This window comes from Burkholderia oklahomensis C6786, from assembly GCF_000959365.1.
Taxonomy (GTDB): Bacteria; Pseudomonadota; Gammaproteobacteria; order Burkholderiales; family Burkholderiaceae; genus Burkholderia; species Burkholderia oklahomensis.
Window position 1 is genome coordinate 37,863 of record NZ_CP009556.1, and the last position, 16,564, is coordinate 54,426.

At 70.0% G+C, this 16,564-nt stretch carries 8 protein-coding genes; 6 read left to right on the plus strand and 2 right to left on the minus strand.

Features of this window, described 5'->3' with window-relative positions; translation table 11 throughout:
* Positions 1 to 16: 16 nt before the first annotated feature.
* Complete coding sequence (locus tag BG90_RS18485) at positions 17 to 847, minus strand: MetQ/NlpA family ABC transporter substrate-binding protein (protein WP_010117952.1); 831 nt, start codon at positions 845 to 847, stop codon at positions 17 to 19.
* 341 nt (positions 848 to 1,188) lie between these two features.
* The gene (locus tag BG90_RS18490) at positions 1,189 to 1,893 is read right to left on the minus strand and encodes a LuxR family transcriptional regulator (protein ID WP_197964314.1); all 705 of its coding nucleotides are present in this window, start codon (positions 1,891 to 1,893) and stop codon (positions 1,189 to 1,191) included.
* 1,213 nt (positions 1,894 to 3,106) lie between these two features.
* On the opposite strand from BG90_RS18490, the gene BG90_RS18495 reads away from it, so the two are divergent.
* From BG90_RS18495 to BG90_RS18515, 6 genes are all read left to right on the plus strand, one after another.
* Entirely contained in the window at positions 3,107 to 11,386 is an 8,280-nt protein-coding gene (locus BG90_RS18495; protein WP_045568344.1) for a type I polyketide synthase, read from the plus strand.
* A gap of 99 nt (positions 11,387 to 11,485) precedes the next feature.
* A complete protein-coding gene (locus BG90_RS18500; RefSeq protein WP_010117948.1) occupies positions 11,486 to 12,004 on the plus strand; it encodes an SET domain-containing protein-lysine N-methyltransferase in 519 nt (172 codons plus the stop codon).
* A gap of 262 nt (positions 12,005 to 12,266) precedes the next feature.
* On the plus strand, positions 12,267 to 12,524 hold the full coding sequence (locus BG90_RS36475) for a hypothetical protein (RefSeq protein WP_162486585.1): 258 nt from the start codon (positions 12,267 to 12,269) through the stop codon (positions 12,522 to 12,524).
* A gap of 133 nt (positions 12,525 to 12,657) precedes the next feature.
* Entirely contained in the window at positions 12,658 to 13,683 is a 1,026-nt protein-coding gene (locus tag BG90_RS18505; protein WP_010117945.1) for a TauD/TfdA family dioxygenase, read from the plus strand.
* 8 nt (positions 13,684 to 13,691) lie between these two features.
* The gene (locus BG90_RS18510) at positions 13,692 to 15,116 is read left to right on the plus strand and encodes an aminotransferase (RefSeq protein ID WP_010117944.1); all 1,425 of its coding nucleotides are present in this window, start codon (positions 13,692 to 13,694) and stop codon (positions 15,114 to 15,116) included.
* A complete protein-coding gene (locus BG90_RS18515; RefSeq protein ID WP_045568345.1) occupies positions 15,110 to 16,522 on the plus strand; it encodes a gamma-aminobutyraldehyde dehydrogenase in 1,413 nt (470 codons plus the stop codon). Before BG90_RS18510 ends, BG90_RS18515 begins: the two co-directional genes overlap by 7 nt.
* Positions 16,523 to 16,564: the final 42 nt, after the last annotated feature.

Below are 16,564 nucleotides of genomic sequence, written 5' to 3' on the forward strand. Positions count from 1 at the left end.
CGCACGTGCTCCCGCGTCACCACGCGACCGCGTACAGCGAGCCGAATGCGTTGTCGAGCGCCTTGCGGACCGCCGGCGAGCGCTGGTAGATCGAGATGAACTTCCGAATGCGCGGATCGTCGACGCTCTCCGGCCGCACGACCCATTGCAGCGCGAACTGCTTGTTCTCGACGCCGTCGAACAGCAGCGCGCCGTTCGGATCGGCCGTGCCCGCGAGCTTGATGAAGCTCGGATAGCCCTGCGCGAGATCGACGTCGTCGAGCGCGCGCGCGAGCTGCGACGCTTCGAGCGGCACGATCTTCAGATGCTTCGGATTCGCAACGATGTCGCGCGTCGTCGCGCGGTAATCGGCGCCCGGCTTCAGCTTGACGAGCCCCGCACGCTGCAGCAGCAACAGGCCGCGGCCGCCGTTGACGGGATCGTTTGCGATCGCGACCGTCGCGCCGTCCTTCAGTTGATCGAAGCGCTTGATCTTCTTCGAATAGAGGCCGATCTTCATGATCGTGCCTGGCGCGATCGGGACGAAGTCGTAGCCGCCCTGCTGCTTCGCATTCTCGAGGAACGGGATGTGCTGGAAGTAGTTGACGTCGATGTCCCTGTTCGCGAGCGCGGCGTTCGGCGTGTTCCAGTCGGTGAACTCGATGATCCTCACATCGAGCCCCTGCGCCTTCGCCTCCTTCGCGGCGACCTTCAGCGCTTCGATCTGCGGGCTCGTCGCGATGCCGATCTTGAGCGGCGCGGAATCGGCATGCGCGAGCGGCGCGACGAACGCGGCGCTCGCGAGCGCCGCGGCCAAAGCGCGCGAAACGCGCCGGACGATGCGCGCGAGAAAAAGGCGAGACGACATAGGAGGGACTCTCTTCAGGATGCCGGAACGAGCGATGTCGGCGGGCGGGCGAAGCCGCCCGCGCTCGCGCGGCGGTGCGGCTGCTTCGTTTGGGGAATGAACTTCGATCGATGATAGGACCGCCCAGGGGGACGGTCTACGAAGCGATTTCGCAAAGTAAATCGCGGCGGGCGATATAGCGCTGGAAGCGCTGCAAACGGGTCAGCGCGCGGCCGCGCGGCATCCTCGCACGCCGCGGCGTTTGCGTCCGCCATGGCGATCCGGATACTTGGTCCATCGGCGATGCGGGCACACGACGCGCGCCGCGATCGCGCGCCCATGCCGCCCGCCGGCGCGCAACGTCAGATCAATCCGCGCGCCGATGCGATGACGACCGCCTGCGCGCGATTGTTCGCGCCGATCTTGCGTGCGGCGTTCGACAGATGGAACACGACCGTCCGCTCGGAAATGCCGAGAATCTTCGAGATTTCCCAGGCCGTCTTGCCGCGTCCCGCCCATTGCAGCGATTCCCGCTCGCGCGCCGTCAGATCGCACGAGCCTTGCCGCCTGAGCCGGCAGTCGAGCAGTTCCTGCATCGCCGCGTGCACGAAGCTCGCGAGCAGCTGCGACAGGCTCAGCAATCTCAGTACGTCGATCGTGTCGCGCTCGAAAGGAGCGTCGGTCGCCATGCTGAGCATGCTGATCGTGCCGCCGCGGTCGTGAACCGGGCAACTGAGCCCGTAGACGAGACCGTACGACTTCGCTTCGTCGCGCATGATCTTCGCGCGGCCGGTCGTGTAGAGGTCGTCGCTCCAGATCAGCGGCACGGTCCGGCATCGGCAATGCTGGACCACGGGATCGATCGACAGGTAGTCGGCGGAGTCGTATCGCAGGCGCCACTCGGCGGGAAAGCCGTCGAGCGTGCAGCGGCTCGACGACATCCCCGCGATCTGATGCCGGTACGCGAAGTTCTTGAAGCCCAGTTGACGAACGTGGTACGCCGTCTGCTCAAAGAGGCTCTTTTTGCAAGTCGCGCTCAGAATTTCGTTAAACGAACAAATGGACAAGCCTTCGAACATAGAACCGCCCAGCTCAAGTAAGAATATTAGATTAGCGAACCAATGAAGAAAGCGTGCTCGAAAGGGCAATGTGGCGATGGCCACTCGTTTGCGGCGGCGGCTTCGCTGCGCGTGTCGCGCGAGCCTGTCTCCTGAAGCGTGCGCCGCCGAAGCGCAGACGCGCGGCGCGCAACCGCGCCGCCCGATCCATCGGACGCAGGGCGACGATTCGTCGCCGGCGCCGGACAAGCGATCGACCCAGCATCGTTCGAATTCCTGCATTCGTCGACAGCGTTCGTCCGAAGACCGGCTGTCGCTCGACGACGTCTACCCTCGCCCGCCGCTGCTCCGGCGACGGCATGCGCCCTCGTGCGCACCGTGGTCGAGCGTCGCTGGCTGAACGCAATTTTCAGCACGCTCGACACACGCGGGCAAACGTCGATCGACGATCGAATAAAAAATAATCCCCGAAAGGCTATCAACGAACGCGACGCTCGCATGCCTCGTCGGCCAAAAAACGTCTGAAGCATGCAATGCGGGCGCCGGCGATGAACCATGTATTGCGCGCTCCCGCGACGACGGCCCTTCGTCGCGACGGATCGGCAACGCCATTTCCGACAATCTTGGGAAGATCGAAGTTCAGTTTATTTTTAAATTGGCCCGTACTATTTCAAATACTGGATCAAATTTGAATTTCATACGTGCATTCATCGACAGCGAAAACTAATTTCATCGCATTTCCGGCTTTTATTTTCTGTAGCTACATAATTAACTGCAACATCGAGCTGGAAGCCATCGACCTTGATGATATCCACAATGAAGAAAGCCGGCACCCCGGTTTTACGGCTGTCATGATCTTACTTCGGAATCGTTTCCGATGATTGAATTTATGCGCCCGGCGTTTCGAAAGATAAAAATTTCCTGAGTGTGCGTGTATGGTATTCGGCAAAAAAACCAGCCGCCCTGGTTTGAAATTGTATTTTGTTCACATTTATTAACGGCGATTTCAGCGAATTCAGAATGTCATGGCCAGCGATTTTTCGTGCTGTTTAGGAGCATTCCTATGTGATTTTCCAGAAATCCGCGCTGTTCATGCGCATTTCCCGTTCCCGCTTTACGCGAAATACACTGCAACTCGATTACATAGCGACTGTAAGAAGTTGCAGTATCGATTGATTCATTGCCTCTGATAATTTACCGCCGATCATTCGGAGTGGTTCTCATGAGGCAAATAGTTTCCACGAGCGACGGATCCCTCGACAGCCAGGCCCGGATCATTGCGTTCCCGTTCGCGGGCGGAAGCGATTCCAGTTACGGGGACATCGCACGCGAGCTCGGCGACGCGTTCGCATTCACGACGCTCAGTCTGCCCGGGCGCGGCGCGGCGCAGCACATCCCGTTCTACGACGACTGGCCGTCGCTCGTCGACGATCTCGCGGCCGAGATCGTGCGGCTCGACGACGGGACGCCGCTGTTCCTGTTCGGCCATAGTCTCGGCGCGCTGCTCGCGTACGAAGTCGCGCGTGTGCTCGAGCAACGGAGCGGCGTGCAACCGGCCGGCCTGTTCCTGTCCGGCCATCCCGCGCCTGCGCGCGAACGCGCCACCGACGCGTGGCGTCGGCAGACGCACACGCTGCCCGATGCGGATTTCATCGAAGCCGTGCGGCGCTGGGGCTTCTTCCCCGACGGCGCGCTCGACGATCCCGACGTCGCGCGCTACGTCCTCCCGCCGCTCAGAGCGGACCTTCGGCTCGCGGAGACCTACCGGCATGCGCCCGGCGATGCGCTGCGTGCGCATTGCGTGATCTACGGCGGCGCCGCCGATCCGAGCACGACCGTCGACGACCTGCGCGCCTGGCGCGCGCACGTTTCGCCGCGACACGCGTGCCCGGTCGAAGTGTTCGACGGCGACCATTTCTATTTTCTCGACGCGCCGTCCCGCGCGGCGCTGTGCGCGAGTCTCGCCGGCCACGCCGAGCGACGCCTCGCGGACCGTCCCGCGTCGATCGTCACGGCGACGCCCGATTCGAACACGCGCGTCGCGGCGTGTCTGCGCGCCGCGGACGATTGGGGCGATGCGCATTCGGTGCTCGCCGCGATTCGCGAGCGCGTCGCGCGCACGCCCGATGCGCTCGCGTTGCAGGACGGCGCGCGCACGTGGACCTATCGCGAGCTCGCGTCGCACGCGGCCGAGCTCGCCGACGCGCTGCGCGCGGCGGGCGTCGGCCGGCAGGACGTCGTCGGCGTCTTGTTGCCGCACGGCGCGGAGTACGTGCTGACGATCGTCGCCGCCTGGTCGATCGGCGCGTCGGTGTGCCTGCTCGAAAAGAGCTGGCCCGACACGCTCGTCGGCGAATTCGTCGCGAGCTGCCGCGTCAAGCAGATCGCGACGATCCCGGCGCTGCTCGCGCGCGCGAGCAAGCATCTGCCCGCCTCGCGCTGCACGCTCGTCGGCGCGTCGCCGGCGCGCGCGGATCGCGCCTGGACGCCCGTTGCGCCGCGCCGCGACGACATCGCGTTCGTTTCGCTGACGAGCGGCTCGACGGGCAAGCCGAAGGCCGTCCTCACGACGCACGTCGGCACGAGCTATTGCTTCCATGCGCGCGACGCGCTGTATCCGTACGCCGACGACGAGCGCGAAGGGCTCAACGTCTTTCTCGCCTGGGAATGCCTGCGTCCGCTGATGTTCGGCCGCCCGGCCGTCGTCATCGGCGACGACGTGATCTTCGATCCGCCGCGGCTCGTCGCGCTGCTGCGGCAGGCGCGGATCACGCGGCTCGTCGTCACGCCATCGCTGCTCGAAAGCGTGCTCGATTTCCCGGGCATCGCCGCGCAATTGCGCGACGCGCTCGCGCACATGTCCGCGTGGTTCCTGATGGGCGAAGTCGTGCCGCAGCGCGTCGTCGACAAGGCCCGCGCGGCGTTTCCGCCGTCGGTGCGGCTCGTGAACGCGTACAGCACGTGGGAAAGCCTCGACGTCTGCTATGCGGACCTGCTGCCGTCGCGGAGCGACGCCGGCGGGCGGCGCGTGCCGATCGGGCGGCCGTTGCCCGGCTGCGCGCTCGCGGTGCTCGACGAAGCGGGACGCGCGGTGCCGGCGGGCGCGACGGGCGAGCTCCATGTCGCGTCGCCCGGCCTCGGGCCCGGCTATCTCGACGACGCGGCCCGCACCGCCGAGAAGTTCCTGCCGTCCGTGCGCGCGCTCGCCGAGCGCGGGCACGACACGCCCGTCTACCGGACGGGCGACCGCGCGCGGCTGCTGCCGGACGGCCAGATCGCGATCCTCGGCCGCATCGACAACACGGTGAAGATCCGCGGCTTCAAGGTGCTGCTGCATGCGATCGAGAACGTGCTCGACGCGGTCGACGGCGTCAGCAAGTCGCTCGTCGTGCCGATCGACGATCCGCACACGCGGCAGCCGTCGGCGCTCGCCGCCTACGTCGTCGGCCACGACGGCGCGCCGTCCGAGACGACGCTTGCGCGGCTGCGCCAGCAGGCGCGCGCGAAGCTGCCCGAATACGCGGTGCCCGCGCATTTCATCGGCCTCGACGCGTTTCCGCTGCGCGCGGGCACGTCGCGCAAGCTCGACAAGCACGCGCTGCCGCCGCCCCCGGCATCGGCCGCGCCGCCCGCCTCGCGCGACGCCGCGACGCCCGTCGCGGGCGACGGCCTCGAAGCGCGGCTCGCGGACGTCTGGCGCGACGCGCTCGGCGTCGAATCGGTCGCGCGCGACGATCATTTCTTCGAGCTCGGCGGCAATTCGCTGAGCGCGGCGAAGGTGGTCGGCCTGCTCGGCGAACGGCTCGGGCTCGCGCTCGCCGTCGTCGATCTGTATCAGCACAGCCGGCTGTGCGATCTCGCCGATCACTGCCGCCGCTCGCGAGACGACGCGACGCGCCCGCGTGCGGACGAAGCCCGCGCATCGCGCGCGACGCCCGCCGCCGATGCGCCGAAGGTCGCGATCGTCGGCATGGCCGGACGCTTCCCCGGCGCCGATTCGATCAACGCGTTCTGGCACAACCTGACGCACGGCGTCGACAGTCTGTCGCGCTTCTCGCGCGAGCAGCTGCTCGCGAAGGGCGTCGACGCCGCGCAGCTCGATCATCCGGACTGGGTATCGGCCGCACAGGTCATCGGCGACGCCGACAAGTTCGACGCGCTCTTCTTCGGCATCGGCTCGCGCGAAGCCGTGCTGATGGATCCGCAGCACCGGCTCTTCATGGAAGTCGCGTGGAGCGCGCTCGAGCAGGCGGGCTACGCGCGCAGCGACAACCGCTACCGCACGCGCACCGGCGTGTTCGCGAGCTGCGGGATCGACGGCTATCTCGTCCATCATCTGCAAGGCGGCGGCCTGCATACGCCGCTCGATCCGGGCCGGCTGATGCTCACCGAGATCGGCAACGAGAAGGATTACATCGCGACGCGCGTCGCGTACCAGCTCGATCTCGGCGGGCCCGCGATATCGGTCGGCGCGGCGTGCAGCAGCGCGCTCGTCGCGGTCGTGCAGGCGGCGCAGGCGATCCGCTCCGGCCAGTGCGAGATGGCGATCGCGGGCGCGTCCGCGCTGTCGTTCCCGAACTTCGGCTTCTGCCACGAGGACGGCCTCGTCGGCAGCGCCGACGGCCACGTGCGCCCGTTCGACACGCGCGCGAGCGGCACGCTGTTCGGCGACGCGGTCGGCGCGGTCGTGCTGAAGCGCCTCGATCTCGCGGAGGCGGACGGCGATCCGATTCTCGCCGTGATCTCGGGCGTCGGGCTGTCGAACGACGGCCGCATGAAGGCGGGCTACACCGCGCCGAACGCGGACGCGCAGCGGCGCGCTATCGTCGACGCGCTCGACATGGCCGGCGTGCGCTCCGAGCAGATTTCGTACGTCGAATGCCATGCGACCGCGACGCTGATCGGCGACGCGATCGAGCTGAAGGGACTCTCCGACGCATTCGCGCAGACGCGCGGCGGCGACGCGCCCATCGCGGGCAGCTGCGCGATCGGCTGCGTGAAGGGCAACATCGGTCACGCGAACTGCGCGGCCGGAATCACGGGGCTCATCAAGACGGTGCTGCAGCTCCAGCACCGGCAGCGCGTGCCGACCGTGCATTTCGACACGCTCAATCCGAAGCTCGTGCCGTTCGTCGAGCACGATGCGTCGCCGTTCGTCGTGCAGCGGCACGGCGGCGACTGGACGGTCGCCGATCCGTCGATGCAATTGCCGCGGCGCGCCGGCGTGTCGAGCTTCGGGATCGGCGGCACCAATGCGCACGTGATCGTCGAGGAAGCGCCCGCGCGCGCCGCCGCGCCCGCCGACGGCACGCCGCGCGCGCGCCATCTGATGACCGCCTCCGCGCGCTCGCCGGGTGCGCTCGCGCGCCATCTGCGCGCGCTCGCCGAGCGCGTCGCGACGATGGACGCCGCCGAACTCGCGTGCGGCGCGTACACGCTGCACGTCGCGCGCGAAGCGCATCCGCTGCGCGTCGCGCTCACCGTGCCCGCGCAGCCGGCCGAAGCAGCCGCCGCGCTTCGCTCGAACGCCGGCGCGCTTGCCGACTCGCTCGATACACCCGACGCGCTCGACGCCCCCGTTCGCGCGAAGCCGGGCGCAACCGTCGCGTTCTGCTTCTCGGGACAGGGCTCGCAGCATCCGGGCATGGCGCGCGAGCTCTATCGATCGAACGCGGAAGCCGGCCGCTTCCGTCATCACTTCGACGCCGCGTGCGCGGCGCTCGAACGCGCGCTCGGCATGCCGATCGCGAGCGCGATCCTCGACGCCGACGACACCGAGATGCGTCGTCCGCTCGTCACGCAATGCGGGCTGTTCGCGGTCGAACATGCGCTCGCGTCGGTGCTCGGCGAATACGGCGTGCGGCCCGTCGCCGTCGCGGGACACAGCATCGGCCAGTACGCGGCCGCCGTCGTCGCCGAGGCGCTCACGCTCGATCAGGCGGCCGCGCTCGTCGCCGCGCGCGCGAGCGCGACGCAGGCGCTGACGACGTTCGCCGCCGCCGACGGCACGCGCGCGCGCGGCGGCATGCTCGCCGTCACGGGCGACGAAGCGCGCGTCGAGCAGTGGGTCGCGCGGCGCGCCGACATCTGGATCGCGGTGCGCAACGCGCCGCGCGCGCTCGTGCTGGCGGGCGCCGAGCCGGCGCTCGCGGACGCCAGGCGCGCGCTCGCCGCGCTCGACTGCCAATGCCGGCCGGTGCCGGTATCGCATCCGTTCCATACGCCGCTGATGCAGCCCGTCGCCGATGCGATCGGCGCGCGGCGCATCGAAGGCGCGGCGCCGCGGATGCCGATGACGTGCAACGTGTCGGGCGGCTGGCTCGGCGCCGATGCGGCGTCGGCCGACTACTGGGCGCGCCATCTGCTCGCGCCGGTGCGCTGGTCGGACAACGTCGCGGCGCTGCTGCGCTGGAAGCCGGACGTCGTGCTCGAAATCGGCCCCGGCACCGTGCTGTGCAGCCTGCTCGGCAAGCATCTCGCGGCCGGGGCGAACGCCCTCGCATCGGCGGATGCGGATGAGCAGGCGGCGACGATCGCGCCGCGCGTGCTGTCGTCGCTGCCCGCCGCGCGCAGCGACGCGGACGACGCCGATCATTTCAGCAACATGCTCGGCGAATTGTGGTGCGCCGGCGTGCCGATCGATTGGCGCGCGTATCACGCACACGAAGCGGCGTCGCCCGGCCGCGCGCTGGCTCGCACGCCGCTGCCCGGCTATTCGTTCGAGCGCGACAGCTATTGGACGCGGCCGGAAGCGTCGATCTACGTCGATGCGCCGTCTGAATCGGCTGAATCCGCTGAATCCGCGACGCCGGCGAGCCGCGCGGCCGATGCGACGAATGCGGCGAACACGGCGATCGCGTCGAACGCCGCAACCGCAGCGTCGGCGTGCACGTGCACCGCGGAATCGCGATCGTGCGGCGCTGCCTGTCACGACGCCGCCTTCGACTGCGACATCGCGTCGCCGCAAGCCCCCGCGTCGCGCTGGCTCGCGCGCCTCAGGCCGCGCCGCCGGCCGCGGATGAAGCTGTACTGCTTCCCGTACGCAGGCGGCAGCAGCCGCAGCTTCGACGGCTGGGCGCGCATCGCGCCGGATTGGCTCGACATCGTCGCGATCGAATGGCCGGGCCGCAACGCGCGCGCCGAAGCGCCGCTCGCGCGCGACGACGCCGACGATCTCGCCGCCCGCGACGCGATTGCCGCCGCGATCGTCGCGGACGCGGGCGAATTGCCCGTCGCGTTCTGCGGCTTGAGCTACGGCGGCGCCGCCGCGACCGACTTGCTGAGCGGGCCGCTGCGCGCCTGGGCCGCGAGCGGCCGGGTGAAGGGGCTCGTCGTCGTCGGACGCGCGCCGCTCCTCGAACAGCCGGCGATCGACGCGCCGGCGGACAGCTTCCTGCTCGTCCCCGACGCGCTGCGCGACGATCCGCTGTGGCAGGAAGTCTTCCGGCCGGTGCTCGAAGCCGACCTCGACGCCGACACGCGCACCGCGCACCGAATCGCGCAACGCTGGCGCGACGGCGGCGAGCATCCGCTGCTGACGATCCCGCTGCAGATCCACGGCGGCGCCGACGATCCGGCGTTCGACTGGCGGCTCGCCGGCGACTGGGCGCAGATCTCGTCCGCGCCGCTTGCGGGCCGGCACGTCTATCCGGGCGGCCACGATTTCATGATGCGCTGCGAATCGGAGATCGTCTCGCGCGTGGCCGCCTGGCTGCGGCCGCAGCGCGCGGCGCACGCGACGGCGCCCGCACCGACGTTCGCGCTGCATTGGCAACCGCGTCCGGTCGCACCCGAAGCGGCCGAAGCAACGCCCGAAACAACGCCCGCGCGGCCCGAATGCGCGGTCTACGCGACGGGCCGCGAAGCCGACGCGCTCGAATGGCTCATGCCGCGTCTGCGCGCGGGCGACGGCCATGCGGCGCTGCTGTGCGTCGGCGCGGGCGACGATCCGCTCGGCGTCGCGCAATGCGCGGGCTTCGTCGGATTGTGGCAGACGCTCGCCGCGCGCGAATGCGCGGGCGTGCTGACGCTGCTGCTGCCGGCCGATGCGCGCAGCGGCCCGCTCGTCGGCGCGGCGCGCGTCGCGAGCGCCGAGCATGCGGCGCTGCGCGTGCGGCTCGTCCTCGCCGACGATCATCCGGATCTCGCGCCGCGCGCCGCCGATTTGCGCTGGGCCGCCGCGCTCGCGCGCGACGCCGCGAGCTTCGCGGAAGAACCCTGGCTGCTGCGCCGCGACGGCCGGATGTTCGTGCCGCGCCTGATGCCGCACGCGGCGCCGGCGCTGCCCGAAGGCACGCTCGGCGCGGCAGGCGGCCCGTATCTCGTCACCGGCGCGGCGGGCGGCCTCGGCCGCGCGCTCGTCGACTGGCTGATCGACGAACAGCAGGTGCCGCCGCACCGGATCGTCGCACTGTGCCGCGACGCCCGCACCGCGCCGCGCGGCGTGCGCGCCGTCGCGGCCGATCTCGCCGACGCGCGCGCGCTCGACGCCGCGCTCGAATCGATCGGCTCGGTCGAAGGCGTCTTCCATCTGGCGGGCGTGCTGGACGACGGCGTCATCGGCAATCTCGACGACGCGCGGCTGCGCCGCGTGCTCGCGCCGAAGCAGAGCCTCGCCGCGCTGCTCGCGCACGCGCCGCGCTGGCGCACGCGCTGGGCGGTCGCGTTCTCGTCGACGAGCGCGCTGCTCGGCGTGCCGGGACAGGCGAATTACGCGGCCGCGAACGCGTGGCTCGATCAGCTCGCGTGCTGGCCCGCCCAACCGGGGCAGCCGGCCGTGCTGAGCATCCAATGGGGCAGTTGGGCCGACGTCGGCATGAGCGCGCGCAGCGACCGGGCGCTGCGTCGCGCGATTCAGGACGGCGAGCGCCCGCTCGCGCCCGACGCCGCGTTCGCCGCGCTCGGCGCGCTGCTTGCCGGCGCGCTCGGCGGTGCGCTGCCCGGCCGCCAGTTCGCGGTCTGCGACGTCGACTGGCCGCGCTCGCCGTGGCGCGACGCGCCGGTCGTCGCCGCGCTCGCGCACGAAGGCGCGTCCGTTGCCGCGGCGGCGCGCGACACGGCGAATCGAACGAACACGGCGAGCACGACCGGCGCGGCGGCGATCGCGATGTCCGACGCGTCCGCTTCCGCGTCCGGGAAAGCGGCCGGCATTTCCGCCGATTCCGACTCCGGTTCCGGTTCCGCACGGCCGGCGCGCCCGACTCACGAACGCGCGCACCTCGCAGCCGCGACTTCCGCTTCGTCGCCGGCCGCTCGGGCGATGCCGTCCGCCAGCGCACGCGACCCCGTCCGCGCGTTCCTCGAAGACTACGTGAGCCGATGGGACGAGCGGCTCGATCTCGCGACGCTCGGGCTCGATTCGCTCGATCTCGCGCAGATGCGAAACGGCTTTTTCAAGAAATTCGGTGTGCAGATACCGCTTTCGACGCTCGCATCGCCGACGCTGAAGATCGGCGAGCTGGCCCGCCGGATGCGGAACGTCGCCGGCATCGCGGACGAGTAGATCCGCCCATCCCGTCACCCGCGCATTCCGACGCGGCCGCAAAGAAGAGGTCCGCCGGGTCTTCCCGCCCGGCGCACGAACCCAGTCAAGGAGAGCAGCATGACGATCACCCTCATCGATCCTGTCCAGCAACGCACGGGAATCTATCCGTCACCCGACCTGAAGGTCGAGGACGGCTATCCGTCGACCGACACGTTCCAGATCATCCAGACGCAGGACGGTCGCGGCGCGGGCGTCCGCGTCCTCCGTGCGTTCGCGCGCGGCCGGCGGATGGCGCGCGTGTCCGGGCAGATCACCGCGTTCTGCCGGCTGCACACGCTGCAGATCAACGCGCACACGCATCTGTACGACCCGCACTTCAGCGGCCTGCTGCTCCATTCGTGCGATCCGAACGTGCGCCTCGACATGGCGGGATTCGAGCTGTGGTCGCTGCGCGACATCGCGCCGGGCGAGATGCTGACGATGGACTACGCGTCGACCGAGGACGTGCTGATGCGCCAGTTCGAGTGCCACTGCGGCGCGCCGAACTGCCGGCGCTGGATCACCGGCGCGAAGGAGCTGCCGAACGAAAACGGGCTGGCGCTCCTCGCCGGCTTGCGGACCGCCGTGCCCGCCTGACTGGCGCGTGCGGCGCGCGGCGCGTGAGCCGCATCTTCGGCGTGGCCGCGATGTGTCGCCGGCGGGCGGTTGCGTGCGGCGCGACGCGGTTGTGCGATGGGGGCGTGCGATCGGCGGCCGGTCTTCCGTGATCGCCGATCCACGGCCGATGGCCTGTGCTCGGCAGTCGAGCCTTCGGCAATCGGCGATCCGATGCCCGGCAATCGGTTGGATGGCGCTCATGTCGGTGCGGTAGCCGGCAGCGCGCGGTGATCTCGAAATCGTGGGCGACATCGACGTCGATCTCGGCATCTCCGGCGGCAACGGCTGCGGCATGCGCGTCGATACGGGCGGCGGCATCGGCCGACGTATGCGGATGGGCATCGGCACGGCGTCTGCGTCGACGGCTTCGGCTTCGGCTTCGGCTTCGGCTTCGGCTTCGGCTTCGGCTTCGGCTTCGGCTTCGGCTTCGGCTTCGGCTTCGGCTTCGGCTTCGGCTTCGGCTTCGGCTTCGGCTTCGGCTTCGGCTTCGGCAGCATAGCCGTCGACATCCTTATCGCCATCGCCGCCGCCGCGCAACGCCCCGATCACGCGCCGCCCGCCCACCGCGAGCGTCCGACGCGCGCCGCCGCGCCGCGTCCCCGCCCGCCTCATCAACGAATGGAGAACGCGCTATGGATTCCTTCATCGAACTGCAAGAAACCGACCGGCGCCAGGTGCCGGTCCGCGGCCGCGCCTATCTGGCGGGGGCCGACAGCCCGCTCGTGCCGGTGACGATTCCGATCGCGAACGATCTGGCGCTCGCGCTCGCGCATCCGGCCGACACGCCCGCCGACGCCGCCGCCCTCTGCCGCAGCACGATCGACGCGCGGCTGCCCGACACGGGCGCGCTGCTGTTCCGCGGGCTGCCGATCGCCGGCCGCGCCGGCTTCGACGCGTTCATGCGGGCGCTCGGCTACGCGCCGCACAGCTACAGCGGCGGCATCGCGGTGCGCGCGCGCGACGCGGGCTACGCGCTCGTCGCGAGCCAGGAAGACCCGCGCATCACGATGGCCCCGCACAACGAGATGGCCTATCTGCCCCATCCTCCGCGCAAGGTGTTCTTCTTCTGCGCGGCCGCCGCGGACGAAGGCGGCGAGGTGCCGATCAACGACATCCGGCTCGCCGCCGGGCAAATCCCCGACGAGATTCTCGCGAAGTTCGAGCGCAAGCGGATCGGCTATCACCGCTATCTGCCGCGCGAATCGACGCCCACGCAGATCGGCTGGATCGACACGTTCGGCGTGCGCGAGCGCGACGCCGTCGACGCGCTGATGCGCGACAAAGGCTACGAGCATCGCTGGCTCGACGACGACGGCCTCGGCTACGGCTACGTCCACGACGCGTTCCTCGACGATCCCGCGGGCGGCGCGCCGCTGTGGTTCAACCAGGTGACGGAGCTGCACGCGTCGTACTGGCGCAGCCATCCGCTCTTCCCGTCGGACTGGGACGACGCGCGCTATCCGGCGACGACGACGTACGGCGACGGCGAGCCGATCGATCCCGAGCTCGTCACGAAGCTGCGCGCGGCGCTCTGGCGCACGTCGCGCGCGGTCGCGATGCGGCCGGGCGACGTGCTCGTGCTCGACAACACCTACGTGCAGCACGGCCGTTTCGCGTTCTCCGGGCCGCGCCTGCATCTCGTCAGCCTGACCGACTGAGGCTTCCGATGGCACACCGAAACGATCATCCCCTCACGAGCGCGCAGCAGCAGGACACGCGGCATCTGCTGCACCCGTGGGCCGACCTGTCCGCGCTCGGCCGCGAAACGCCGACCGTCATCGTCGACGCGCGCGGCACGCGCGTGACCGATTCGAACGGCCGCACGTATCTCGACGCGATCGGCGGCATGTGGTGCGTGACGGTCGGCTACGGCCGCCATGAAATCGCGGACGCGATCCGCGATCAGGCGCTGCGCATGCCGTTCTACACGCCGTTCGGCGCGATGACGAACGAGCCGGCCGCCGCGCTCGGCGCGCGCCTCGCCGAGCTCGCGCCCGGCGACCTGAAGCGCGTGCACCTGACCACCTGCGGCTCGACCGCGGTCGAATCGGCGCTGCGCTTCGCGCACTACTACTTCGGCGCGACCGGCCGCCCGCAGAAGCGCCACATCGTCACGCGCGGCGACGCGTACCACGGCAGCACGTATCTCGCGGCGTCGGTGTCCGGCAAGGCGTGGGACCGCACGTGCTTCCACTACGACGACACGATCGTCCATCACCTGTCGTCGCCGAACCCTTACCGGCGGCCGGCCGGGCTGAGCGTCGACGCGTTCTGCGCGATGCTCGTCGACGAGTTCGACGCGCTGATCGCGAAGCTCGGCGCGGACCGGATCGCGTGCTTCATCGCCGAGCCGATCCTCGCGTCGGGCGGCGTGATCGTGCCGCCGCCCGGCTACCTCGCCGCGATGCGCGAGCGCTGCCGCCGGCACGACATCCTGTACATCTCCGACGAAGTCGTGACGGGCTTCGGCCGCGTCGGCCACTTCTTCGCGTCGCGCGCGCGCTTCGGCATCGAACCGGACATGATCGTCGTCGCGAAGGGGCTCACGTCCGGCTATCAGCCGCTCGGCGCGGTGCTGATCTCGGAGCGGCTCGTCGACGCGGTGTCGGGCGAGCATGCTTACGGCAACGGCGTGTTCACGAACGGCTTCACGTATTCCGGCCATCCGGTCGCGTGCGCGGCCGCGCTCGCGAACATCGAGCTGATGGAGCGCGAGCGGATCTGCGAGCACGTGCGCGACGTCGGCCCGTACTTCATCCGCCAGCTCGACGCGCTGCGGCGCTTCCCCGTGGTCGGCGACGTGCGCGGCGATCACCTGATGGCGTGCATCGAATGCACGAGCGGCGCGGGCGCGACGGGCGCACTGCCGACGCCCGCGGACATCGCGATCGCGCAGCGCGTCGACCGCCACTGCGAAGCGATGGGCCTGCTCGTGCGGCCATACGAGAGCATGTGCATCCTGTCGCCGCCCCTCACCGTGACTCGCGACGACATCGACGAAATCTGCGCGATTCTCGCCGCCGCGCTCGAACGCACGCAGCGCGAGCTCGCGGAATGCGCGCCCCTTCCCGAGGAAAACGAGACATGCTGATCAACGGCGTCTGCATCGAAGGGAGCGGCGAGCCGCTCTCGATCGTCGATCCGGCGACGGGCGAGCCGCTCGCGTCGCCCGCTTGCGCGAACGCGGCCGACGTCGAGCGCGCGGTCGCGGCCGCCGAGGCCGCGTTCCCCGCATGGCGCGCGACGACGCCGCAGTCGCGCGCGAGCCTGCTGCTCGCGCTCGCCGACGAAATCGACCGCCAGGCCGAGACGCTCGCGCGCATCGAAAGCCGCAACACCGGCAAGCCGCTGCATCTCGTCGTGCAGGACGAAATGCCCGCCGTCGCCGACTGCTTCCGCTTTTACGCGGGCGCGGCGCGCACCGCGAGCGGGCCGTCCGCGGGCGAATACGTCGAAGGCCATACGAGCATGGTGCGGCGCGATCCCGTCGGCGTCGTCGCGCAGATCGCGCCGTGGAACTACCCGCTGATGATGGCCGCGTGGAAACTCGCGCCCGCGCTCGCCGCCGGCAACACGATCGTGTTCAAGCCGTCGGAATGGACGCCGCTGTCGATCGTCGCGCTCGAAGCGGCGCTCGCGCGCATCTTCCCCGCGGGCGTCGTCAACGTCGTGCTCGGCGACGGCGCGACGGTCGGCCGCGCGCTCGCCGCGCATCCGCGCGTGCGGATGATCTCGCTGACGGGCTCGGTCGAAGCCGGCAAGTCCGTGCTCGCCGCGGCCACCGGCAATCTGAAGCGCACGCATCTCGAACTCGGCGGCAAGGCGCCCGTCCTCGTGTTCGACGATGCCGATCTCGACGCGGTCGTCGCCGGCATCCGCTACGCAGGCTTCTACAACGCCGGACAGGACTGCACGGCGGCGACGCGGATCTACGCGCAGCGCGGCGTCTACGACGCGCTCGCGCAGCGGCTCGCGGACGCGGCCGGCACGCTGCGCGTCGGCGCGCCCGACCGCGCCGACGCCGAGATGGGGCCGCTCGTCAGCGCCGCGCATCGCGCGCGCGTCGATCGCTTCGTGCAGGAAGCGGCCGCGCTGCCGCACGCGAGCGTGCTCACGGGTGGCGCGCCGCTTCCCGGCCCCGGCTGCTATTACGCGCCGACCGTGATCGCCGGCGTGCGGCACGACGATGCGGCGATGCGCCGCGAAGCGTTCGGCCCGGTCGTCACGCTGACGCCGTTCGATACCGAATCTCAGGCGCTTCGCTGGGCGAACGATTCGGAATACGGATTGGCGTCGTCGGTATGGACCCGCGACGCGGCGCGCGGCATGCGGCTCGCCGCGTGCATCGAGGCGGGCGTCACTTGGGTGAACGCGCATTTCACCTACACGGCCGACATGCCGCACGGCGGGACCAAGCAGTCCGGCCACGGCTGCGATCTGTCGACGCTCGGCCTCGCCGACTACACGCAGCCGCGCCACGTGATGTGGCGGCACTGACGCGCACCGCGTGCTTTTTCGAACCCGACACAGACGATTCCC

Bases quoted from the DNA above. Each gene is read 5' to 3' on its own strand.
- BG90_RS18485 (WP_010117952.1), bottom strand. From the start codon at position 847: ATGTCGTCTCGCCTTTTTCTCGCGCGCATCGTCCGGCGCGTTTCGCGC.
- BG90_RS18515 (WP_045568345.1), top strand. From the start codon at position 15,110: ATGCTGATCAACGGCGTCTGCATCGAAGGGAGCGGCGAGCCGCTCTCG.
- BG90_RS18495 (WP_045568344.1), top strand. From the start codon at position 3,107: ATGAGGCAAATAGTTTCCACGAGCGACGGATCCCTCGACAGCCAGGCC.
- BG90_RS18510 (WP_010117944.1), top strand. From the start codon at position 13,692: ATGGCACACCGAAACGATCATCCCCTCACGAGCGCGCAGCAGCAGGAC.
- BG90_RS18505 (WP_010117945.1), top strand. From the start codon at position 12,658: ATGGATTCCTTCATCGAACTGCAAGAAACCGACCGGCGCCAGGTGCCG.
- BG90_RS18500 (WP_010117948.1), top strand. From the start codon at position 11,486: ATGACGATCACCCTCATCGATCCTGTCCAGCAACGCACGGGAATCTAT.